At 66.6% G+C, this 22,104-nt stretch carries 14 protein-coding genes and 1 pseudogene; 7 read left to right on the forward strand and 8 right to left on the reverse strand.

The genetic code is table 11. The features are described 5' to 3' along the window. Together DIE22_RS17395 and DIE22_RS17400 are read right to left on the reverse strand one after the other, a co-directional pair. Positions 1 to 416, reverse strand: a pseudogene (locus DIE22_RS17395) (glycosyl hydrolase); the annotation flags it as partial. A 502-nt stretch (positions 417 to 918) separates the two neighbouring features. Further along, the gene (locus DIE22_RS17400) at positions 919 to 2,178 is read right to left on the reverse strand and encodes an oligosaccharide flippase family protein (RefSeq protein ID WP_124497976.1); all 1,260 of its coding nucleotides are present in this window, start codon (positions 2,176 to 2,178) and stop codon (positions 919 to 921) included. A gap of 536 nt (positions 2,179 to 2,714) precedes the next feature. Between DIE22_RS17400 and DIE22_RS17405 the strand changes: the two genes are divergently transcribed. Further along, a complete protein-coding gene (locus DIE22_RS17405; RefSeq protein WP_124497977.1) occupies positions 2,715 to 4,571 on the forward strand; it encodes a serine aminopeptidase domain-containing protein in 1,857 nt (618 codons plus the stop codon). Positions 4,572 to 4,731: 160 nt separating this feature from the next. On the opposite strand, the gene DIE22_RS17410 is transcribed toward DIE22_RS17405, so the two are convergent. Then, complete coding sequence (locus DIE22_RS17410; protein WP_185640635.1) at positions 4,732 to 5,151, reverse strand: hypothetical protein; 420 nt, start codon at positions 5,149 to 5,151, stop codon at positions 4,732 to 4,734. A gap of 127 nt (positions 5,152 to 5,278) precedes the next feature. Here DIE22_RS17410 and DIE22_RS17415 point away from each other — a divergent pair, with 127 nt between their 5' ends. The 4 genes from DIE22_RS17415 (at position 5,279) to DIE22_RS17430 (ending at position 11,512) form a co-directional block, all read left to right on the forward strand. Next, positions 5,279 to 6,505: a polysaccharide biosynthesis/export family protein gene (locus DIE22_RS17415; RefSeq protein WP_124497978.1), complete on the forward strand. Its 1,227-nt coding sequence runs from the start codon at positions 5,279 to 5,281 to the stop codon at positions 6,503 to 6,505. A gap of 58 nt (positions 6,506 to 6,563) precedes the next feature. Further along, positions 6,564 to 8,837: a polysaccharide biosynthesis tyrosine autokinase gene (locus tag DIE22_RS17420; RefSeq protein WP_124605660.1), complete on the forward strand. Its 2,274-nt coding sequence runs from the start codon at positions 6,564 to 6,566 to the stop codon at positions 8,835 to 8,837. Continuing rightward, positions 8,834 to 10,255: an oligosaccharide repeat unit polymerase gene (locus DIE22_RS17425; RefSeq protein WP_124605661.1), complete on the forward strand. Its 1,422-nt coding sequence runs from the start codon at positions 8,834 to 8,836 to the stop codon at positions 10,253 to 10,255. Before DIE22_RS17420 ends, DIE22_RS17425 begins: the two co-directional genes overlap by 4 nt. An 87-nt stretch (positions 10,256 to 10,342) precedes the next feature. After that, positions 10,343 to 11,512 (forward strand): acyltransferase family protein, encoded by a 1,170-nt coding sequence (locus DIE22_RS17430; RefSeq protein WP_124605662.1) that lies wholly within the window; start codon positions 10,343 to 10,345, stop codon positions 11,510 to 11,512. Positions 11,513 to 11,657: 145 nt separating this feature from the next. On the opposite strand, the gene DIE22_RS17435 is transcribed toward DIE22_RS17430, so the two are convergent. From DIE22_RS17435 to DIE22_RS17445, 3 genes are all read right to left on the reverse strand, one after another. Beyond that, the gene (locus tag DIE22_RS17435; RefSeq protein WP_124605663.1) at positions 11,658 to 12,737 is read right to left on the reverse strand and encodes a glycosyltransferase family 1 protein; all 1,080 of its coding nucleotides are present in this window, start codon (positions 12,735 to 12,737) and stop codon (positions 11,658 to 11,660) included. Between the two features lie 27 nt (positions 12,738 to 12,764). Next, entirely contained in the window at positions 12,765 to 13,913 is a 1,149-nt protein-coding gene (locus tag DIE22_RS17440) for a glycosyltransferase (RefSeq protein WP_124605716.1), read from the reverse strand. Between the two features lie 460 nt (positions 13,914 to 14,373). Then, positions 14,374 to 15,423 carry a glycosyltransferase family 2 protein gene (locus DIE22_RS17445; protein WP_124497983.1) on the reverse strand — a complete coding sequence of 350 codons (1,050 nt, stop codon included), beginning with the start codon at positions 15,421 to 15,423 and terminating at the stop codon, positions 14,374 to 14,376. A gap of 429 nt (positions 15,424 to 15,852) precedes the next feature. On the opposite strand from DIE22_RS17445, the gene DIE22_RS17450 reads away from it, so the two are divergent. Further along, on the forward strand, positions 15,853 to 17,142 hold the full coding sequence (locus DIE22_RS17450) for a nitrous oxide reductase family maturation protein NosD (protein WP_124605664.1): 1,290 nt from the start codon (positions 15,853 to 15,855) through the stop codon (positions 17,140 to 17,142). A gap of 68 nt (positions 17,143 to 17,210) precedes the next feature. Here DIE22_RS17450 and DIE22_RS17455 read toward each other — a convergent pair whose 3' ends face one another. Together DIE22_RS17455 and DIE22_RS17460 are read right to left on the reverse strand one after the other, a co-directional pair. Beyond that, positions 17,211 to 18,827 carry a mannose-1-phosphate guanylyltransferase/mannose-6-phosphate isomerase gene (locus DIE22_RS17455; RefSeq protein WP_124605665.1) on the reverse strand — a complete coding sequence of 539 codons (1,617 nt, stop codon included), beginning with the start codon at positions 18,825 to 18,827 and terminating at the stop codon, positions 17,211 to 17,213. Further along, a complete protein-coding gene (locus DIE22_RS17460; protein WP_124605717.1) occupies positions 18,824 to 19,408 on the reverse strand; it encodes a drug:proton antiporter in 585 nt (194 codons plus the stop codon). Before DIE22_RS17460 ends, DIE22_RS17455 begins: the two co-directional genes overlap by 4 nt. Before the next feature lie 1,273 nt (positions 19,409 to 20,681). On the opposite strand from DIE22_RS17460, the gene DIE22_RS17465 reads away from it, so the two are divergent. Beyond that, complete coding sequence (locus tag DIE22_RS17465; protein ID WP_185640636.1) at positions 20,682 to 22,073, forward strand: sigma-54 dependent transcriptional regulator; 1,392 nt, start codon at positions 20,682 to 20,684, stop codon at positions 22,071 to 22,073. The last annotated feature ends 31 nt before the right edge of the window (positions 22,074 to 22,104 follow it).

Here is a 22,104-nt window from a genome sequence, read left to right on the forward strand (position 1 = left end):
AACCCTTGCGCGCGCAACTGGATCGCGACCTGCTTGCCGTAGTCGTACGACAGGCGGCGATCCCAGCTCGCGGCGACGGCGATCGTCGCGGGGAAGGTCGTACTGGCCTGCGACGTGCTGCCTGAACCGGTCGCCGAGTCGACCATGTCGAGATCGGGAATGCCGAGGCGCGGCAGGCCCTGGATGTAGCCGGCACCGCCGCCCGGCACCTTTGACATTTCGTATTGCGAATGAATGAACTGCAGTTTCTCGTCGAGCGTCATCTTGCGCACGAGGAGGTCGGCGCGTCGCTGCGCGGCGGACGACGCGAACGCGTCGGCGGCGTCGCCCCGTGAATCGAAATCGACATTGCCCGCATAGGCGCTGGTGCAGAGGGCCGCTGCCAGCACGGCGGCCGGCCAGAGTTTGTCCCGCATGTTGCTCTCCATGATCGTATTGCCGGTTGTTCGGATGATGTCTGGAGCTGCGCTCGTCCGGTGGATTCGCACCGGACGCATTCGGCTGGCGATGCAGGGTGGTTGCGCGTCGGCATGCCAGGCCAGGCGGGGAATCGTTACGGCCGGTTGGGCTCGATCGCACAACGCGGGCGGCGACGCGGACCGCCCGACACTGCCGAATCGGATGTAGCGATTCTCTGCAGCGACCAATCGTACGAATGTAGTTTGACTACAGCATCGGTGTTTCTACCGATACGTACGATCTTTTTTCAACACGATTGCGCGACGCGGGAAAAAGACGGTCATCGTTCCCGATGGGGCGTGCGCGGCGGAGTAAGAAGTACCTGCGTGCGGGCGTTCAGAGGGGGAACACGGCGAAGAGGCGTGGCCTGTACGATGCGGTTCGTTGCACGCGCATCGAACGGCACACACCGTCGGATTCCGGCCGCCTCGTGAGCAACCGGGCAGCACGGGCGCTGCGCTAGCCGCGCCGCGCGACGGGACTGCCGGGCAGCGGGATCCCGGCGCGATAGACGACGGTCGCGAGCGCCGCGGCGACCGCGGCCTCGGCCGTCAGCACGGCGGCGGCGGCGCCCAGTTCGGCGAAGTACTTCGCGAGCACGGGCACCAGCACGAGGTTCAGAATGCCCGACGACATCAGGATCCGCGTGAATGCCGACTTCATCCCGAGCGGCAGCATCGTCTGCACGCCGAACAGGTCGGTCATGCCGGCCATGAAGGGGATGAAGGCCATCCAGCGCAGCACCTGGACCGTCGGTTCGTACGAAGGGCCGTACAGGATGCGCACGGCGAGCGGCGCGCCGAAGAAGATCGCGAACGAGATGCCGAGCACCATCGCGACCTGCACGACGAACAGCTTGCGCAGGAACGAGAACGCGTCGTTGCGCGCGTGCCGCATCAGGTAGCTGATGCGTGGATAGGTGGCGGCCTTCAGCGGCTGGAGCATGCTGAGCGCCGCGCGGATCAGCTTGTCGCCGGCGGCGAAGTAGCCGGCCGCGACGTTGCCCGATACGAAGCCAAGCAGCACGGTGTTGGTCGATGCATAGAACGCGATCGACGTCGACGCGAGAAACACCTGCCAGCCGCCTTTCAGCGATTCGGCGATGTCGGCGAGGCCGACGCGCACGAAGTCGATTTCCCGATGGACATACAGATAGGCGGCCAGCGCGACCGCGGACAGCGTCGGGACGGCGGCGTTGACGATCATCGCGCGGTCGATGTCCGCCGGGCTGTGCACGAGCGCGAACATCGCGGGCAGGCTCAGGATGCGGCCGACGAACAGGATCACGCTCAGCGCGCGCAGTTTCTCCATGCCCTGGAAATACCAGCCTGGCGTGAACGCCACGCCGGCCACCATCCCGAAACCGATCAGCAGCAGGTCGCGGTCCTCGCCGAAGCGCTCGACCAGGCAGGTCAGCGCGACCAGCACGATGAAGCAGATCACCGCGATGCCGATCTGTGCGTACAGCGTCGCCCAGAAGATGCGAGAGCGTTCGGCGCGGTTGTCGCGGGCGAGCGCGATGCGCGGCGTGGCAGTCAGGTCGAAGCTGTAGCTCGTGCAGTTGGTGAGGTAGGCGATAACCGCGAGCGAGAACGCGAGTTGCCCGTAGCCTTCCGGCCCCAGTGCGTGCGTCAGCAGCGGTGCGATCAGCAGCGGCACCGCGTACATCGAAATCTGCAACGTCAGCAGCAGCAGGAAGTTCTTCTTGAGGTTTGACATTCGCTCGGTCGGCGCCGTGGGTGTCGCATGGCGGCCGGGTGCGGGCCGCCGTGCGCTCGCGCGGCCGGTCGGCGCTGACCCGGCTGCGTGGGTTCGCGGCCCGTTCCGGCGGGCGCCGGCTTCGTCCGGCGATGCCGGGCACGGCCACATCGTATGGCGGTGATGATACGGGCCGCGCAAGACGATTGTGTTCGCGAGCCTACCGTTCGCGGATTCCGTGCGCCGGTGCGGCGCGAATGGCGGCACGGCGCGCATCGTTGTATCGCCGCAGTGATGAATGCATTTGTAAGCTGGCGCACCGAAGGACGCTCGGGCCGGGTGCTCTAATCGAGCGCACTGTTTTGGCCCAAGGCCGCAAGGGCTCGACGACGGGCTCAGGCCGGCAACCACTGTTGCCCGGGCAACGGGAGCAGGACGACGCATGGCGAAGGGCGAGCGGGTCGCGCAGTCGCACGATCGCGGAATCGCCGGTTTCGGTGGCGCCGCGGGGACACGTGTCCGCATCCGATAACAAATACCGATCCGAGGAGTACCGATTGAAGCCGATAACGTTCGGCAGCTGCGTGGGGTGGCTGCACGAAGGACAGACGACACACGGCGTGATCCTGTGCGAATCGCTGGGGCACGAGGCTTCGTGGACGCACAAGCTCATGCGGGCGATCGCGGAGCGGCTGGCCCGCGACGGCGTCACCGTATTGCGATTCAGCTATCCGTGCACCGGTGACTCGGCGGGCGACGATCGCGACGCCGATCGGCATGCCGCGTGCATCGCCAGCATTCACGACGCGATCGGCCTGTTGCGCGACCAAGCCGGTGTTACCGCGCTGACACTCGTCGGGATTCGCGCGGGTGCGCTGTTCGCGATGCTGGCCGCCGCGGGCATGGGGCCGCGCCCGTCGCCGCGCGTCGATGCGCTGGTGGCGCTCGCACCGGTCGTGCGTGGCCGAGCCTACCTGCGCGAGCTGTCGTTCGTGCATCGCCAATGGCTCGACACCACATCGCCCGCAATCCGCGCCGCGCATCGCGACGAACCGTGCATGAACGTGCTCGGGCATCGCCTTCCCGCGGATTTCGTCGATGCGCTGAAGGCGGTCGATCTGTGCGACGTCGTGCGCGATGCGCCGACGTTGCCCGGCGCGATGCTGCTGATCCAGCCCGATCAGGGCGACGGGTCCGCATTGCGCGACGCGTTGCTCGCGCGCGGTGTGGACGTGGCGAGCGATCCGTTTCCCGAATGGACGACGACGATGCTGGACGGTACGCGCTCGCGCTTGCCGCTCGCGGCCATCGACACGCTCGCGAGCTGGATCGCCGGACGCGCACCGCGTACACCGGCCGGTGGCGACACCGCGTCGCGAGCTGACCCGGCATGGAATGGTGAATCGGCCGTCGCGCTTGACATGAACGACATGACCGAGCAGGTCGTCGCGGTCGGTCCGGACCGGCTGGTCGGCGTGCTGTGCCGGCCCGCCGATACGCGGCCGGCGAATCCGGTCGGCCCGGCGGTCGTGATCGCGAACACGTCGACGAATCCGCGCAGCGGCGAAGGACGCTTCAGCGTGCGGCTCGCACGCACGCTGGCACGCGCCGGCGTGACGACGTTGCGGATCGACGTGCATGGCGTCGGCGATAGCGGGCCCGCCGCGCTCGACGACCAGTCGGACGTCGTGTATTCGACGCAGTCGAGCGACGACGTGGCCGCTGCCGCGGACTGGCTGCGCGCGCTCGGCCATCCGGAAGTGGCCGCGGCCGGCATTTGTTCGGGTGCCTACGCGGCGTTGCATGCGGCAGTGAAGACACCGTCGCTCGGCGGCGTGATCGCGATCAATCTCGCACGCTTCGTGTGGCCGGCCGGGCTCACGCTCGAAGCGGTGCAGAAGCAGCGGAACAACTCCGTGCGCGGCTACTGGCTGTCGGTGCGCGACTGGCAGAAGTGGAAGCGCCTCGTGCGGGAGCGGCGCGACCTGCGTCCGATCGTGCGGGCGGTGGCAGCGAATGCGATCGCGCGGATCAGCGTGCCGGCCAGGGAGATCGCCACGCGCGTCGGCTGGAAGCCGCGCAGCGGCACGCCACGCGGCGTGATGCATGAGCTTGCGCAGCGCAATGTCTGGACGACGCTGGTGTACGGCGCGCTCGATCCCGGCATCGACGACGTCCGGCGTCACTTCGGCGCAATCGAGCACGCGTTCCGGCGCTCGCGTCACGTGCGCCTGCATCTCGAGCCGCAGGTCGACCACGCGGTGTACGGCGCGGTGGGCACGGACATCGTGATCGATCTGTGCATGCAGGCGCTGGGGCGCGACTCGGCCTGGCCGGTCGCGCGCGTCGTCGATCCGGCCGCGCCGGATGCGGCCGCGCGACCGTACGCGAAGGTGTCGGTCGGCCGGTCGTGATGCGTGCGCGTCGCACGCGTCGGTGCTTCGGGGTGCGATCCCCGCTTCGTACGAAGATCGGCGTTCGGTGGGGTCGCTCACAGACGCGCCGCTCGCCGTGGTGTCCAATCCCGTATCGGTGCATGTGCGGTCCCGCCATGGCATGACCGGCCGGGATGCGTCAGTCCGGATCGCCCGGCTGCGCATAGGGCGACTTCGCGTAGGGCGAGGTGTACAGCGAGCCGGTGTGCCAGACGTCTTCCGTGGCCGCATCGACCACTTGCGGGCGGTGCGGACGCATCGGCACGAGCGGCCGGCGCAGCGCGCCGCGGGCGCGCGAATCGGGCGATGCGACGGTGCTCGCGGCGGGAAGCGCAGCGGCAGGTGTCGCGACGTCGGATGCAGCGGCGACAGGCGCCGCGGCCGCGCTGCCCGTCGCGGCTTGCGCCGAACGCTGGAGCGGCACCGGTGCGGGCAGCGTCGACGACGCGAGGACCGGCGCATCGGCCGGCGTGGTGGGCAAAGTCTGCGCGCCGGCGGCACCGGCAATGCCGGCCGTAACGATGCAGACGAGTGACGAAAGCGACGCAGAGCAGTTCATGACGAATCGTACGGAGTGACGTGCGGTGAAGAGGGAGGCGCGGCACCGCCATGCGAGCCGCGCCGGCAAGCGTAATGCCGGAACTCGCCGCGTTCGGCGGGTTACCGCACAGTTTTGGAAGGGCACGATGTCAATCACCACGCAACCGGAATCGACGCTCGGGACGCCACGGCCACGCACGGCGGGCATCCGGCGCGCGCCGTGGCTGTCGCGCATGGCGATCGTGGCGGCCGCGTGCGCGCTGAGTGCATGTGCGCTGTCGCCGGGCATGACTTACCGGGCGCCTGCCGAGCGCGACGCGAATGCGCGCGTGAGCGCCGACGCATCGGGCTCGGGCGGCCTCGACGGCGTGCAGAACGTGGCGAGCGAGGATCTGATCGAGATCACGCCGGCGTTCGTCGCGCAGCAGCATGCGGGCCAGCGGGCCAACGTCGACGCGGAAATCCGCCCGTTGTTCGGCAAGCCGAAGCCGTACGCGATCGGCCCCGGCGACGTGCTCGGCATCGTCGTGTGGGACCACCCCGAATTGAACCTGCCGACGACGCAGACGACGGGCGGTGGCGACGGCGTCGGTGCCAGCTCGGTCGCGACGGGCTACACGGTCGACGCGAACGGCAACGTGCAGTTCGCATATGCGGGCCTCGTGCATGTCGCCGGGCTGACCGAGGCGCAGGCGCGCGCGCTGCTGACGAAGCGGCTCGGCGAATACGTGCGCAAGCCGCAGATCGCGCTGCGCGTGCAGACCTACCGCAGCAAGCGCGTGTATCTCGACGGCGAAGTGCGCACGCCGGGCCTGCAGATCGTCAACGACATGCCGATGACGCTGCCCGAGGCGATCGACCGCGCGGGCGGCTTCACCCCGACGGCCGACCGCTCGCAGGTATCGGTGACGCGCGGCGACAGGACCGTGAACGTGAGCCTGCCCGCGCTGATCGCCGCCGGCGTGAACCCGTCGAACATCCTGCTGCGCGACGGCGATCTGGTGCGCGTGCGCGCGGCGAGCGACGCGAAGGTGTTCGTGCTCGGCGAAGTGTCGCGGCCCGCGACGCTGACGCTGACCGACGGCCGGATGAGCCTCGGCGAAGCACTCGGCGACACCGGCGGCGCGAGCCAGTACACGTCGGACGCGCACCAGGTGTTCGTCGTGCGCCGCGGCCCGGACAACCGCCCGCGGGTGTACCACCTCGACGGCAGCTCGCCGGCGTCGTTCGCGCTGGCCGACCAGTTTCCGCTCGAGCGCCGCGACGTCGTGTTCGTCGATGCGTCGTCGCTGGTGCGCTGGAGCCGCGTCGTCAACCTGCTGATTCCGTCGTCCGCGCAGGGTGCGCTGACGGCGAAGGCCATCTCGCCGTGACGCTCGTGGCGGATTTCGTGATCGCGACCGCGCGTCGCGCCATACGGGACTTTGCTGTATGACTTCTTCGACCCTGCCCGACCCGCACAGCGGGCCCGCCCTGCGGCCATCCTATCCGGTGCGCCGCTACTGGGGCATGTTGTACGGCGGCCGACGCCTGATCCTTTGCACGACGCTCGCGGGCGCGCTCGTCGGCGCCGTGTATGCGCTGTGCGCGGCCCCCGTCTACCGGACCGACATCCTGTTTCAGGTCGAGCAAAGCCCGACCGACACGAAATCGACGTCGCCGCCCGGCGATCCGTCGTCGGTGTTCGACCTGAAGACGGACGCATCGACCGAGATCGAGGTGCTGAAATCCCGCGCGGTGCTCGACCGCGCGATCGACAACACCAACCTGGCGGTCGACGCGCGGCCGCATTACCTGCCGCTGATCGGCTGGCGGTTCGTGAACGCGGCCGACGGGCTGTCGTCGCCGTTGCCGGGCGGCTACGTGCACGGCACCGAGCGCATCGACGTGCCGACCTTCGACGTGCCGAAGCGACTGCTCGGCAAGCGGTTCGCGTTGACGGTCGGCGACGACGGCGCCTACACGCTGCAGCGTACCGGCTGGTTCGGCCGGAAGGGGCCGGCATGGCAGGGCCGCATCGGGCAGCCGCTGCATGTCGAGACGCCGCAGGGGCCGCTCGACATATTCGTGCGCGATGTGGCCGGCAAGCCCGGCGCACGCTTCGACCTGACGCGCTACAGCGACGAGGAAGCGACGGTCTGGCTGCAGAAGAACGCGCTGATCTCGGAGCGCGGCAAGCAGTCGAACATGATCGGCGTGACGCTCGACGGCATCGATCCCGTGCACGACAGCCGCGTGCTGAACGCGATCGGCGACGCCTACCTGGCGCAGAACACGCAGCGCAAGTCCGAGGCGGCCGACAAGCTGATCCGTTTCATGGATACCCAGCTGCCGCAGCTGAAGGCGCAACTGGAAAAGGCGGAAAGCCGCTTCAACGCATTTCGTGCATCGCATGGCACCGTCAATACGAGTGACGAGGCGCTGGCGTTGCGCCAGCAGTCGGTCGACATCGAGACGCGCGTGCAGACGCTGCAGCAGCGGCGCGAGGAATTGCTGACGCGCTTCATGCCGAAGCATCCGGCCCTGGTGGCCGTCGATGCGCAGCTGGCCGACGCGCAGCGTTCGCTCGACACGACACGCAAGCAGATCCAGCGGTTGCCGACCGTCGAACAGGGCGTGCTGCAGCTGCAGCGCGATGTGGCCGTCGATACCGCGCTGTACACGAACCTGCTCAACACGCGCCAGCAGATGATCCTCGCGCGGGCCAGCAAGACCGGCACCGTGCGGATCGTCGACACGGCGAAGATCGCAGAGCAGCCGGTCGGGCCGCATCGCGGGGTCGCGGTGATCGGGTTGCTGATGGCGGGCCTGCTCGCGGGCGCGGCGATCGTGATCGTCCGGCAGCGTGTCGTCGGCACGATCGGCGACGCGGGGGAAATCGCATGGACGACGGGGCTGCCCGTGTTCGCGACGGTGCCGCACAGCCCGAGCGCGGCGCAAGCGGCGTTGCGTCCGAAGTCCGGCCGGCGCGGCTCGTCCGCGGCGATGCCGCCGGTCGCCGCGCAGGACGCGGCGCTCGAAAGCCTGCGAAATTTCCGCGCGGCACTGCAACTGTCGATGGCGGACGCGTCGAATCCCGTCGTGCTGATCTCGGGGCCGACGACGGGCGTGGGCAAGTCGTTCGTCGCTGCGAATATCGCATCGCTCGTCGGCGCGGCGAAACGGCGGGTCCTGCTGATCGATGCCGACCTGCGCAAGGGTTCGCTGCACGAGCGGTTCCGCCATGGCCGTGCGCCAGGTCTGTCGGACGTGGTGGCAGGCACCCACCGGCTCGACGAGGCGATCAGGCGCGGCGTCGTGCCGGGCCTCGATTTCATCGCGATGGGCAGCATCGTGCCGGACCCGGGCGAACTGCTGCTGCAGCCTGCGCTCGCCGAACTGGTCGAGCAGGTCGCATCGCGCTACGACATGGTCGTGATCGACGGCCCGCCGTTGCTGCCGGTGGCCGACGCGCTGGTGCTCGGCCGCCTCGCGGGAACCGTGTTCCTCGTCGCGCGCAGCGGTGTGACGACGCTGACCGAACTCGATGAAAGCGCGCGACGGCTCGAACACGCGCATATCGACGTGCGCGGCGTGGTCCTGAACGATTACAAGGGCGCGCCCGGACGGTACGACTACGGCTATGCGGATACGAACACGCATCAGGCCGCGTCCGGATATACGGGGGTGATGGCGTCGCGGCAGCGGGTGGGACGCGCGTCATGAACCGCCGAGCGGGCAGGGCGGGGTCCGGGGCGCGGCAGGCCCCCGCGACGCTGCGCAGGACGGCGCGCGTGCGCGGGGCCGCAGGTGGTTATACGGGCCACTGGTGGGAAGATCCGGCACGGCTCGTGCTGATGTTCATCCTGCCGTTGTACGGCTTGCTGTCGCTCAGCCTGCTGGGCGACCAGAAGTCGATTGCGCGGATCTATTTCGACGGCGACTACGCGTTCGTCGGCGCGCTGTTCCTGATGGTGGTGATGGCGGCGGCATGGCTCGCGACGACCGAAGCGCAGACGCGGCGGGGGCCGCCGCCCGCCGCGGTCGAGCTGTCGCCTCGCGTGCTCGATTTCGTGTTCGCGCTTGCGCTGTTCGGCTATGCCCTGTTGCTGAGCGGCATCGTCACGCATCCTGCACTGCTGGTCGCGTTCGTCCGGGGTGAAGCGAATGCATACGACATGCTTGATCTGAAAGGGCGCGTCACGGGCCTCAGCACGTTCACGCAGGCGACCGCACCGTACGTTGTACTGTATTTCTATGTGTTCAGGACACCGGTAAAGGGACTGAATCGCTACAAGATCTACTTCACCGTGCTCGCGGTGCTGACCCTGCTGCGCAGCTTCATCTTCGCCGAGCGGCTTGCGCTGATCGAAATGGTGATGCCGCTTGCGCTCATGGTCGTGCGGTTCCGGCTCGGCGGCAGGTATTCGCGGTTGTTGACACTCGGTCCGTATGCGGCGATCCCGTTGCTGTTCGGTCTGTTCATCGCGAACGAGTACAACCGGTCGTGGGAAGCCTATTACGTCAACATCTACGACAACCTGTTCGATTTCGCGCTCGAGCGTCTCGGCCTGTACTACTCGACGTCGTTGAACAACGGCGCGGGAATCCTGAGCGTGCTGGGCTGGGGCCACGGCAACCCGATGTTCACGTTCGACTGGCTGCTGCGCTTCCCTATCATCGGTGCGACGTTGCAGCCGTGGCTCGACTCGGGCGACAGCATCAACCTGTTCCTGAACAGCTACGCCGATCCGGAGTTCAACAATCCGTCGGGAATTTTCGTCCACTTTTACGAGTGGGGCTGGTTCGGCCTGTTCGATGCACTCGTGCTCGGCTGGGTGGTCGGTCGCAGCTATGCGGGCTGGCGGAGCGGGAACGGGTTCTGGTGCTGCGTCCATGCGGTGCTGTTCGTGTCGGTCATGGAAATCATGCGAACCCCGAACCTGTTCAGCGGACGGAATTTCGTGCCGGTCGTCCTGCTGATCGGCGTATTCCACTGGTTCGCAAAGGATCGGGCACGCGCTGCGCCCGATGCCGCCGGCGCCGGCTCCGATGGAGATGGAGATGGAGATGGAGATGGACGCGGACGCGCCGTCGCGCGTGAGAATCGGGCCACGGACATTGATCCGGTGTTGTCGCGATAACAGCAAGGGTCGAGCGGTACGGGGCATGCGACCCCTTCGTAGATTGCCGGGTCCCAAAACCAATATTTCCCGGAGCCACTACTTGTCATGGCCACTCACAAGCAGAAGTTTGGAATCTTGGACGGATTGCGCGGTATTGCGGCAATCAGCGTGATGTTCATGCATTTCCTTCAGGATCTGCCGATTCCGATACTGCAGAGTGCGTATCTTTCGGTAGACGTCTTTTTCATGCTGAGTGGATTCATCCTGACGTACTCTTACGGCGAACGACTGCGTCAGGCGTCCTGGCGGGGCGAGTATTTGAAGCGGCGAGTGATACGCCTGTATCCGATGATATGCATCGGGCTCACGATCGGGTTCGTGAGCCTCGTCGTCATGCGCATTCATTCGTCAGCGGCATTTTCGTTGGGTAACCTGGCGGCAGCCACCGGTCAGAACTATTTTCTCGTTCCGTATCTCGGTCGTTTTTCGGTGTCGGGCTTTGTCGGTGCGGCGAATCACAGCTTGCCGGCGGTCAACGACCCGGGGGTGTTTCCTCTGAATCCGCCCGCCTGGTCGTTGTGCTTCGAATTGTTCGCCAGTGTTGTCCTGATCGCGGCAATCAGGATGACAGCGCAGAACCTGCTGAGGCTGGCGTACGCATGTCTCGGTGCGTTCGTCGTGTATGGATGGCTCGTGGGGCTCGACAACGGCAAGTTGACCGTCATCCTGAATCAGGGCTGGTCGGCCGACAATTTCATCGGCGGATGCTTCAGGGTCGGCTACGGGTTCTTGCTGGGCGTTGCGATCGCGAAGATGCATGATGCCAATCTGCCGGCGAGGCCGCACTGGTTTGTCGCCGGACTCGTCAGGAACGACTGCATGCTGTTTGTCGCTTTCCTGCTGGTCGTCCTGTTTCCGACGTCGATCAGGGGAATTTACGCGCTGGCAGTGCTGTTGTTCGTCGCACCTGTGCTGGTTTATCGGGGCGCCATGCTGGCTCCGAGCGGCAAGTTGACCGCACGGATCAGTTCGTTCCTGGGCTGGATCTCGTACCCACTCTATTGCGTGCATTACCCGATCGGAAGGCTGGTGTTCGCGTATGCACCGCATGGCGACATCTACGTCGTCAGAACGGCGATGCTTGCCGCGTGCCTTTCGATCGTGTCCGCCGCCGTCCTCGCGAAATTCGTCGAGGAGCCGATCAGGTCGTATCTCGGCAAACGCCTGTTTGGAACTCAACGGGCCGCGACCGGCAGCCCGGTCAACGTCGCGTAATTGCCAGGATTTGCCGAGTGTGCCAGCCAGCGGCGGCGCGCATGCGGGTGGACTGCACGAGGCGCGATCCGGACGCCGGGCCGCGCATGAGGGCAGGGCGTGTCGATCCGCTCGTCTCCCGGTGACGACACGCGGAGAGATTGCCCTACAGCGTCTCGAAGATTGCCTTCATCATCTCGGCACTTCGGCTCCAGCGATATTTTTCCGCGTGCAGGCTTCCCTTGCGTTTGAGCTCGGCCCTGAGGTCCGCGGAATCGAGCAGGCTCCGCAATTTCAGCGCGATGTCATCCTGCGAATACGGATCGCAGTACAGCGCCGCATCGGCACAGACTTCCGGCAGTGCGGCCGAGTGGCCGACGACCGCCGGACAGCCATGGCGCATCGCCTCGAGAGGCGGTATGCCGAAGCCTTCATAAATCGACGGGTAAAGGAAGCACGCCGCGTTCTGGTACAGCGCCTTCAGTTGCTCGTCGCTGATGTACCCGACGTACTTGATGTTCGGTTCCACTGCGCAGACCGTGTCCTGCTTGCCGAACACCGTGGTGTTCTGCATGCCGACGATGACGAGATCCACCGACGGATCGTTGATCTGCCGGAACGCCGCGATCAGCCGGTCGAAGTTCTTGGTGGGGTTCATGCTGCTGACCGCGAGCACGAACCGGTCCGGCGTCAGCGCATGCTTGTCGAGCACGCTCGCGTCCGATTCCAGGACATCGAGATGATCCGCACCAAGCGGCACGACGCTGATCTTTTCCGCGGAAACGCCGCAGTGATGCGCGAGGCGATCCCGCGAGAAACAGGAGTTGGTCAGCACGCAAACGGAGGTTCGCGCCAGGATCCAGAACATGATCCGGTACCAAGCCCGAAACGGCCGGGAGAAATGCGCGGGCGTGTCGAACACCGCCGCGTCGTGCATGTAGATGATCTGGTTGCCGATGAAAATGGATGCTGAATTGCCGAGATTGACGATGCGGCCGCGGCGCGCGAATAGCGGGAGGACCAGCTGCTCCCAGACCACACCCTTGTAAAAGCCGACCTTGACCGTCTTCGCTCCGTTTACCTCAACGCCGGGCTGCGGCGGCACCAGCACGGTCACCGGCTCCTGCGGCTGAAACTTGATCAGTGCGGCGATCAGCTCGCGCGCGACGCGTTGCACGCCGGTCGTCTTCTGCGTGGTGAATCGGCCGTTGTATACGAGTTGCTTTGGCTTCTTGAAAGCGATCATGTCAGTAAGGGGAAGTCGAAATCGAGGTCAGGCCTTGACGTGATCCGGGGCAACGGGCTTGAAGTCGCGCGTGTCGACACGCGGCTCGTCGGCGTCGAGTCCGTAAAGAGCGTTCCAATGCCGGAAGATCGCGCTCATCGAAAACCGCTGAATCGCCCGTTGCCGGGCAGCTGCGCCCATGTGCTCGCGAAGCTGATGGTCGTCGCGGAGCATGGTCAGATACGCGGCCATCTCGTCGGCGTTCGACGCGACGTAGCCGGTCACGCCGTGAATCACGACGTCGCGATTGCCGACGACGTCCGTCACCACGGCCGGGACGCCGGCAACCTGCGCTTCGATCAGCGCGACCGGCATGCCTTCCCAGCGGGAAGTCTGGACGTAGATGTCCAGTCCCGACGTAAGCGCGAGCGCACGTGCGCGGGTTACCCAGCCGCTGCAGACGACGGCCCGGCGCTGGTCGAGGTCCGGAATCTCGGCGGCGTTGCCGCCGATCCAGAGAAACTCGACGTCCGCGCCGTGCAGCTTGTCGGCGAGGCGCACGAATGCCTCGTGATTCTTCTGGAACGACGCCCGACCACTCATTCCGATGACGACTTTGCGATCGTCGCGTGTTTGGCGCGGCGGGATCTCCGCCACGTTGACGCCGTTTTCCACCAGTACCGCCGATTTCGCCCCGATCTTTTTCCGGATCTCCGCGAGTTCGCTGCCCGAGCACGCAACGATGGTTCCGCCGATGCGCGCCGCGATGCGTTCGAAGCTCAGATACGCGTACTGCTTCATGCGCGACACGTCGCAACGCAGGAACGAGAGCCCGTGCGGCGAGTAGAGGACCGTTGCATTCGGGGCGGCGATTCGCGCAGCGACCCGGCCCAGCACGCCGGCCTTCGACGAGTGCAGATGAATCGCGGTCGGCCTGCAGTCGCGCAGGTTCCGGACCAACGCACGCAAGCTCCGCAGATCCTGTTTGACGCTCACCTCGCGCGCCATGTCGACGTAGACGAGCTTCACGTCGGGCCGGAACAGCGTGGAAAAATCGGTCGGCGTTTCCGGTCGGATCGCGTGCAGTACCGTCACGTCGACGCCGGTTGCCGCAGCATGGTTGGCGAGATGGCTCAGCATCGAAAGCACGCCGCCACCAAACGCTTCGGCAATATGAACGATCTTTTCTTTGGTCATCTTTGGGTCCAGCGATCCGATCCCGCCTGTCATCGCCCATCGCGACGATGGGTCGCTGGTGAATCGTGCGGTCGCGTCGTCATGTTCATTGAACTATGCATTCCTAATTGACGAATGCATGCCGGTCTTGACCATTGGATCCCGCTGTCGAGTTCGCGTGTACGAACCGGACGAGGTGGCCGCTCGATTCACGCCGGTGCGATATCGGGTCGACGTTGCCGAAGGGCACGAGCACGATGCGGCGCGACGAATCGATGCGGCATGTCGCATGCCGGTTCGATTCGTCGGAACATCATGGGTCGCCGTTCGACTAGGGCGACTGGAGACGAGGCAACGGCGAAGTCCGGTCAGTGCGCGTGAATCCACTGGTCCGGATCATTGTGCTGCGCATGCAGGATCCACTGGGTGCGATGGCTTACCGAAGAAGCGATTCGGCGCCGGAAGTCGCGGCCCGACGACGCTATCGCGTGCCGACACGCTGCCCGGACGACTTGCGCACGCGCGCGAGCGGATTGGAGATATAGCGGATCGCACGATTGCTGAGCGTCGACGACGGCAGCAGGCAGGCGAGCGACAGCCCGGCGACGGCCACCTTCTTCGCAGGACGCCAGAACGGATTGCGCAGCACGGTATGCCAGTAGCGTCCGGATTCGCACAGGAACCAGCGCCAGCGCCGCACGAGCGGTGCGTGATACAGCGTGCTGGCGAAGCGGGCCTTCTCGATCGCGAAGTCGAGCGGCGCGATCGGCAACGCTTCGTGCAGCCGCGTGCCGGCGAGCATGCGCAGCGTCGACCAACGGCGTTCGGCCTTCAGCGCGCCCGTCGCGGCGTCTTCCGAATTGGTGAGGGCCAGGGCCGGCGGGTCGCCGGCCGGATGTGCATCCGACTGCTGATGCACGCGATACCCGCCGAGCGTTGCGTCGATCATGCGCACGGCGCCGAGCAACGCGATCCCGTAAATCGCGTAGAAATCGGCGCCGTGCAGGTTGTCGGGGGTGACGGGCACTGGAAAGATGCGCTTCAATGCATCGACCCGGTACGCGTTGCCGGACGCGGGCGGCGATGGGTACAGCCAGCCCGCGCGCAACAGGCGGCCGCAATCGGTGTCGACGGCCGATTGCGGCACGCTCGCGCCGGTCATCGCACCGTCCCGCGCGATCACGTCGAGCCGGAAGTGGACCTTCACGAAGTCGCCGGACGCGAACGCGGCCAGCACGCGCGCCGCGGCGTCTGCATAGAGCAGGTCGTCCGCGTCGAGCAGGATCACGTAGCGCGTCGCGACATGCTCGAGCGCGCGGTTGTACGCGGCGACCTGGCCGCGATTTTCCTGGAACACCGCCGTGACGCGCTCGCCATACGCGCGAATGATGTCGCGCGAAGCGTCGGTGGAACCGTCGTCGACGACCAGCACGCGTACCCCGGGCGCGGTCTGCGCGAGCGCCGAATCGATCGCGTCGCGCAGGTATGCGCCGTGGTTGTAGTTGCAGATGGCGATGGTCAGGTCGGTCATGAACGGGTTCTGGATGAGCGAAGAGCGGACGGTCCGGAGGCCCGGTGCGCGCGGTGCCCGAGCGCACCGCACGTCGGGGCCGCGACGCGGGATCGGGTGCGACCGGTGCCTTCAGGCGATGCCGGAGCGCGGCCGCGTCGCATGGTGGCCATGATACGCGTCGCCATTCGGCACTCGGTTCGCGAGCCTACCGTTCGGCGATATCCCGCATGGAAGTGAGACGAATCGTCGACCGGCACGCGGGATCGTGCAGCGCAGGCAGGATGCATTGGTCTGTTGACGCACCGACACCCACCGGATCGAATGATCCAATCGAGCGTATCGCGTCGTCCGCTTCCGCGGTGTCGCGGGTGGGAAACCCGGCCGGCACGCGGCGATTCGCGGGCGCAGGCCGACGCGCGTGACGTCATTCCAGGGAAACGATTCGATATGCGTAGATCGCAATGCCTGTTCCGCGCGTGCGCGGTGATCGTCGGCATCTGCATGGCAGGCGGGCTGGCGTGGCCGGAGGGTGCCGCGGCAGCATCCGGTGCGCGTGCGCCTGGCGCGCTTCATGCGAATGTGCCGGACGCGTACGTGCGTCCCGCCGCGGACGCGTCCGATCAGGCCGACATGCTGCAACATGCGCTGGACGCGTTGCAGCCGGGCCAGCGACTGGTATTCGCGCCGGGGCGGTACGTGGTCGGCCGTTCGCTGGTCGTGCGGCAGCCGGATGTGGTGTTGTCAGGTTACGGCGCGACGCTGATCGCGACCAACCCGGACGACCAGACGATCGAGATGCGCGGCATCGGTACGACGCTCGTCGGCTTCCGGCTCGCGGGCACCGGCACGACGCGTCTCACGACGCCGGCGTCGACGAAGGTCGAAGTGACGGGGCGCGGTGTGCAGGTGCTCGACAACGTGATCGACGGCGGCGCCGGCGCCGGCGTGTTCGTGTTCGGCGGCTCGGCCGTCGCGATCGTCGGCAACGAGGTGCTGTCGACGCTGGCGGACGGCATTCACATGACGCACGGCTCGCACGACGTGCTCGTTCAGGGCAACGTCGTGCGCGGCACGGGCGACGACATGATCGCCGTCGTGAGCTACCGGTCCGAGGGCGTGCTGACACGCAACGTGCTGATTACCGGCAATTCGCTGGAAGGCAATCCATGGGGACGAGGCATCACGGTGGTCGGCGGCGCGGACGTCACCATCTCGAACAACATCGTGCGCAACGTACAGGTCAGCTCCGGGATTCTCGTCGCCCAGGAGGACAGCAACGGGACCTACGGAGCGTCCGACATCCGCATCGAGAACAACGTGATCGCGGATATCCAGACCGCGACGGGGCGGACCGATTCGCGTCCGCTCACGAAGCAGGCAGCGATCGAGATCAGCACATGGTCGGGTTCGGTGGCACGCGTGACCGTAATCGGCAACCGCGTGTCGCATGCGCGATTCGACGGCATTCGCTTGTGGGGGAACGTATCCGGCGTGCGGCTCACGGATAACGCGTTGTCGGGCATCGGGGGCATGCCGGTGCGGGTCGGCCCCGGCAAGGAATGCGCGAGCGGCGGGCCGTCACGGCCATCGGCGGCCCAGGCGAAAGGGGCGACGTGTGCGGCGGCGTATCGGTCGACGGCGACCGGGGCCGATGCGGCCGGCGCGGATTCGTCGTTGCTGCCGCGCGTGCGGGACGCCGTCAGGCAGGCGCGCTGGTCGCAGGGAGGCATCGATTGACCCGGTGCCGGATAGCCCGCGCGTCGAGCGCGAAATGCGGCGAGCGCGCCGGCACGATCCGTACACACCTATCGAACGACGTCGCGTTCGGCCGCTTCCTCCTGCGGTTCGCCCGGCTCGCCCGATGAGCGCGGTGCAAGCGGCGTCAGCTGTGCTGCCGCCGGCCTCGGTCGCGACTGCGCGGTCTCGGCGACCGGCCGTCCATACTGATCGTCGAACCGCACGATATCGTCCTCGCCGAGATACTCGCCCGACTGCACCTCGATGATCTCGAGCGGAATCCGGCCGGGATTCTCGAGACGGTGGACCTCGCCGACGGCGATGTAGGTCGATTCGTTTTCGCTGAGCAGGAAGGTCTCGTCGCCGCGCGTGACCTTTGCGGTGCCGCGCACGACGATCCAGTGTTCGGCGCGGTGATAGTGCATCTGCAGCGACAGCCGTTTGCCGGGTTCGACGACGATCCGCTTCACCTGGAACCGCTCGCCGAGATCGATCGAATCGTAGTGCCCCCACGGCCGCTGCACCTTGCGGTGCTCGCTCGCCTGCGGGCGCCGCTCGGTCTTCAGGCGCGCGACGATGTTCTTCACACGCTGCACGTCGTGCTTGTTCGCGACCAGCACCGCGTCGGGCGTCTCGATCACCACGACGTCCTTCATTCCGACGCACGCAATCAGCCGGCCTTCCGAGCGCACGAGACTGTTCTGCGTGCCCTCGAACATGATCGGGCCGCGCGCGACGTTACCCTGATCGTCCTTCGGCATGATTTCCCAGATCGCATCCCAGGTGCCGACGTCCGACCAGCCTGCCGAAAGCGGCACCACGATGCCTTCGATGCCGAGTTCGGGGTTCTCCGCGAGGCGTTCCATCACCGCGCAGTCGATCGAGTCAGACGGGCAGGCGTCGAAGGCCGCCGCGTCGATTCGAAAGAACGGATCCTCGGCGATGCCCGCGCGCCAGGCCGCGTCGCAGGCCGCATGGATGTCGGGCGCGAGCGCGCGGATCGCCTGCAGCCAGGTCGAGGCACGCGTGACGAAAATCCCGCTGTTCCACCAGTAGTCGCCCGAATGCAGGTAGCGCTCGGCGAGCGCGGCGTTCGGCTTCTCGACGAAGCGCCCGATCGTGTAGCCGCCTTGTCCGCCAAGGCGACCGGCGCGCGGTTCGCCCACCTGGATATAGCCGTAGCCGGTTTCCGCGCGGCGCGGCAGCACGCCGAGCGTGACGATCGCGCCTTCCTGCGCGTAGCGTGCCGCGCGCCCGATCGCTTCCTGGAATGCGCCGACGTCGCCGATCACGTGATCGGCCGGCATGACCGCGAGGACGGGATCGTCGGCGAGCACACTGGCGTCGAGCGCCGCGAGCGTCAGCGCAGGCGCCGTATTGCGCGCGGCCGGTTCGAGCAGGATGCGCGCGGGCGCCGCGCGCCCGAGCACCTGCACGGCGCTCATGATGCGATGCTGTTCACCGCATACCAGCAGCAACGTGTCGCCGAGCGACGCGTTCGCGATGCCGTTCAGGCGGCGCGCGGTCGCCGACAGCGGCGACTCGTTCGAGGTCAGCTCGATCAGTTGCTTCGGATACTGCTCGCGCGACAGCGGCCAGAGCCGCGTGCCCGAGCCGCCGGCGAGAATGACGGGCAGGATGCAGGGCAGATCGGGTTCGGGAACCGGGCGAAGGGTGGTGGTCATCGATTGGCTCCGGTATCGGCGGACAGCCGGTTATGAGCACGGCCGTCGACGCGCGCGTCCTCGTTTCGCGACCGCGATGCCGAGACGGTCCGCGACAGCAGCTGACGCAGCGCGCCGGCGCTGCGGTCCACCGGCCGCACGAGACCGACGAACGGTGCACCCTGTTCGAGATAGGGTCCGTAGGCCTTGCGGAATCCGAAGCGTTTGTAGAATGCCTGGCGCTGGGCAGGAACGTGCGTGCGCACCGCCACGTCGGGCCATGCGGCCTGAGCGGCCGTGATCGCGCGCTGCATCAGCTGCTCGAGGGTGGAGTCGTCGCGACATGCCTCGCGCGTGAGCACCTTGTCGATCACGACGTCCGGATCCGCGTCGTCGCCGGGCAGCACGCGCGCATAGGCGACGACTTCGGTCGTGTCGCCCGTGCGCATGCGCGCGAACACGTGCAGCGCGTGCGCATCCTTGCCGTCGATGTCGAGATGCGTGTGCGCATCCTCGACCACCAGCACCGCGTTGCGCGAACGCAGGATTGCATAGAGATCGACGGCGCTCAGATGTTCGAATTCACAACAATGCCATTCCATGATGCGGTCCTCGTGTGAAGCCTTCAGCAAGCCGAGCCGCACGAACGCGTTCGTGCGGTGCGGCGCGGCGATGTCCATGATGCGGATGCGGCGCGCGCCGGTCTGTTCGAAAGCGTACTCACACACCCGCTTCGCGCGGGCCCGGCGCGGGCTGTGCGACGCGGCCGCATGCCGCGAGCGGGGCAATGTGCGGTAGCACACACTGACCGTCGGGAGGCTTTTCCATAATTGAACCGTCGCGACGGCCTGCTGCGAAACCCGCAGCACCGGCCGTCGGCATCGAACGCGCTTGAAGAACCGGGGGGCTGTACTTGAATATTGCGATCGTTCACGACGGGCAGGTCGTGCTTCGCGGTGCCTGGCGCACGCACTTCATTCGGACACCGTCGTTCCGGCACGCGCATACTTGCATTGGCGCGTCGGCAGCGACAGCGCGTACGTACCGTGCGCGATGGTCATGCTGCATTGCGGCGGGAGGCGGACAACACGGCCGCTTTCGCGGCGATCGGCGATGCGTCGCCACTGCGCGGAATCCGTGATCGGCCGGCCCGGCCAGGCGCGGCGACGCCTGGGCGCGGGGCAGTACGGCCGGACGCTTCGTTACGACGTTGTAACGAACGCGCGCGGCTCGCCTGCGTTCGATGTGTCATGCTGGTGTCGCACGAGGCTCGCGATTACCGACGCAGGAAATACGCTGTGCGGATTTTTCATGCGATTTCGGCGCGAATCGCGAGCAATGGGCGGCACCGATCTTGCAGAAAAGTAGTATTTGCCACTGATTGACGGGAATGGTCGTAGATAATCAAATCTGAGTCGCTAAACGCGTGCCGCGCCGGCGGGCGGCAGCGTAACCGGCTGAATCGATGTTTATCGTTTGGTAACAAGGCCATCTCGATACGGGGTGTAAATTCAGGAGCGGACGAAATGAGGCAGCCATTCCGAACGCGGGTTGGCAGCCATCCGGTTCAGCATCGAGCGCGGCTGTCGTGTACGACGCGACGCACATGCGGACGGAATTCCCGTTTGCCGACGTGCCCCGCCTGACGGCGCGTCGCATCAAAGCCGGAACGTCGTGGCTCCCGCAGCCGCGCGTTCCCTTCGAGTTCGATGACAACGAGGCCGGATGACATCCGGCTCGACCTCCGGGGGCTCTCGCCGTGTGCAGTTTCGATCTTCGCCAAAGCTGCGGAAACGCAGCGCGGACCGGCGGCCATGCGCCGCCGCCCGCAGCGCACGCGAACGGTTCGCGGAGTGGAGAAAGTGATGGTTCGTTATGAATATGCCAATAACGCGCGATAAGAGCGCCGGCGGGGGGAAGAATACCGGGCAGCGTCCCCTGATTTACTGGACCCAGTCGCCGTCCGTCATGCTTCGCAAGGAACTCGCGCGACGCGACTGGAAAGTGACGATCGTCGCGCAGGCAAGCGATCTGCGCGACACCTCCGGCGAAGTCACCTGTGGCATCCTCGACCTGAGCGGCGGCCATGCCGACGCGATCGGCAGCATCGCGTCCACCTGCGCGTCGATGCGCGACGTCGTGTGGGTCGCGCTCGTCGAGACCGGTCAGACCGCCTCCCCGAACGTGCGTGCGCTATTGCGCGACTATTGCTTCGACTACATCACGTTGCCCGCGTCGCATCAGCGCGTCGCCGATACGGTCGGCCATGCGTACGGGATGGAATGCCTGTTCGCGCGCGATCGCGAACGCCTCGAATCGCAGGAGAACGGCATCGTCGGCACCTGCAGCGCGATGCTGCGGCTGTTCGATACGGTGCGGCGTTTCGCGCGCACGGACGCACCGGTGTTCGTGTTCGGCGAGACGGGAACCGGCAAGGAACTGACGGCCGTCGCGATCCATCGTCATTCGGAACGGCGCAACGGCCCGTTCGTCGCGGTCAACTGCGGAGCGATCCCGTCACACCTGCTGCAATCGGAACTCTTCGGCTACGAGCGCGGCGCGTTTACCGGCGCGAACGCGCGCAAGATCGGCTATGTCGAAGCCGCGAACGGCGGCACGCTGCTGCTCGATGAAATCGGCGACCTGCCGCACGAGAGCCAGGCGAGCCTGCTGCGCTTCCTGCAGGAGCGCGCGATTCACCGGCTCGGCGGCAGCGATCCGGTGCCGGTCGACGTGCGGATCGTCTCCGCGACGCACGTCGACCTGCGCGAAGCGATGGAAGAAGGGCGGTTTCGCGCGGATCTGTTCCATCGCCTTTGCGTGATGCGCATCGACCAGCCGCCGCTGCGTGCGCGCGGCAAGGACATCGAATTGCTCGCGCATCACATGCTCGAACGCTTTCGCGGCGACGCGCGCCATCGCGTGCGCGGCTTCTCGACGGATGCGATCACGGCGCTCTACAAGCACGACTGGCCGGGCAATGTCCGCGAACTGATCAACCGTGTGCGGCGCGCGGTCGTGATGACGGAAGGGCGCCTGATCACCGCGCAGGATCTCGAGCTCGAATACTGTCTCGACGCCGCGTCGCCGTCCGTCGCCGACATCCGCAAGTCGATCGAGCGCGAAGCGATCGAAACCGCGCTGCTGCGCACCCGCGGACGCGTCGCCGCTTCCGCGCGCGAGCTCGGCGTGTCGCGGGCGACGCTCTATCGCTGGATGGAAGCGTACGGAATCGAGCGGCCGCGCGGCACGGGATCGTCGGACTGACGTGCGCGGCGCGGCCGCGCGACCGCAGGTT

The sequence above is a fragment of the Burkholderia sp. Bp9142 genome (assembly GCF_003853415.1).
In the GTDB taxonomy this organism is placed as follows: domain Bacteria; phylum Pseudomonadota; class Gammaproteobacteria; order Burkholderiales; family Burkholderiaceae; genus Burkholderia.

Excerpts from the sequence above, each read along its gene's own strand:
- DIE22_RS17400 (WP_124497976.1), bottom strand. The coding sequence starts at position 2,178 with ATGTCAAACCTCAAGAAGAACTTCCTGCTGCTGCTGACGTTGCAGATT.
- DIE22_RS17410 (WP_185640635.1), bottom strand. The coding sequence starts at position 5,151 with ATGAACTGCTCTGCGTCGCTTTCGTCACTCGTCTGCATCGTTACGGCC.
- DIE22_RS17415 (WP_124497978.1), top strand. The coding sequence starts at position 5,279 with ATGTCAATCACCACGCAACCGGAATCGACGCTCGGGACGCCACGGCCA.
- DIE22_RS17420 (WP_124605660.1), top strand. The coding sequence starts at position 6,564 with ATGACTTCTTCGACCCTGCCCGACCCGCACAGCGGGCCCGCCCTGCGG.
- DIE22_RS17425 (WP_124605661.1), top strand. The coding sequence starts at position 8,834 with ATGAACCGCCGAGCGGGCAGGGCGGGGTCCGGGGCGCGGCAGGCCCCC.
- DIE22_RS17430 (WP_124605662.1), top strand. The coding sequence starts at position 10,343 with ATGGCCACTCACAAGCAGAAGTTTGGAATCTTGGACGGATTGCGCGGT.
- DIE22_RS17435 (WP_124605663.1), bottom strand. The coding sequence starts at position 12,737 with ATGATCGCTTTCAAGAAGCCAAAGCAACTCGTATACAACGGCCGATTC.
- DIE22_RS17440 (WP_124605716.1), bottom strand. The coding sequence starts at position 13,913 with ATGACCAAAGAAAAGATCGTTCATATTGCCGAAGCGTTTGGTGGCGGC.
- DIE22_RS17445 (WP_124497983.1), bottom strand. The coding sequence starts at position 15,423 with ATGACCGACCTGACCATCGCCATCTGCAACTACAACCACGGCGCATAC.
- DIE22_RS17450 (WP_124605664.1), top strand. The coding sequence starts at position 15,853 with ATGCGTAGATCGCAATGCCTGTTCCGCGCGTGCGCGGTGATCGTCGGC.
- DIE22_RS17455 (WP_124605665.1), bottom strand. The coding sequence starts at position 18,827 with ATGACCACCACCCTTCGCCCGGTTCCCGAACCCGATCTGCCCTGCATC.
- DIE22_RS17460 (WP_124605717.1), bottom strand. The coding sequence starts at position 19,408 with ATGGAATGGCATTGTTGTGAATTCGAACATCTGAGCGCCGTCGATCTC.
- DIE22_RS17465 (WP_185640636.1), top strand. The coding sequence starts at position 20,682 with ATGAATATGCCAATAACGCGCGATAAGAGCGCCGGCGGGGGGAAGAAT.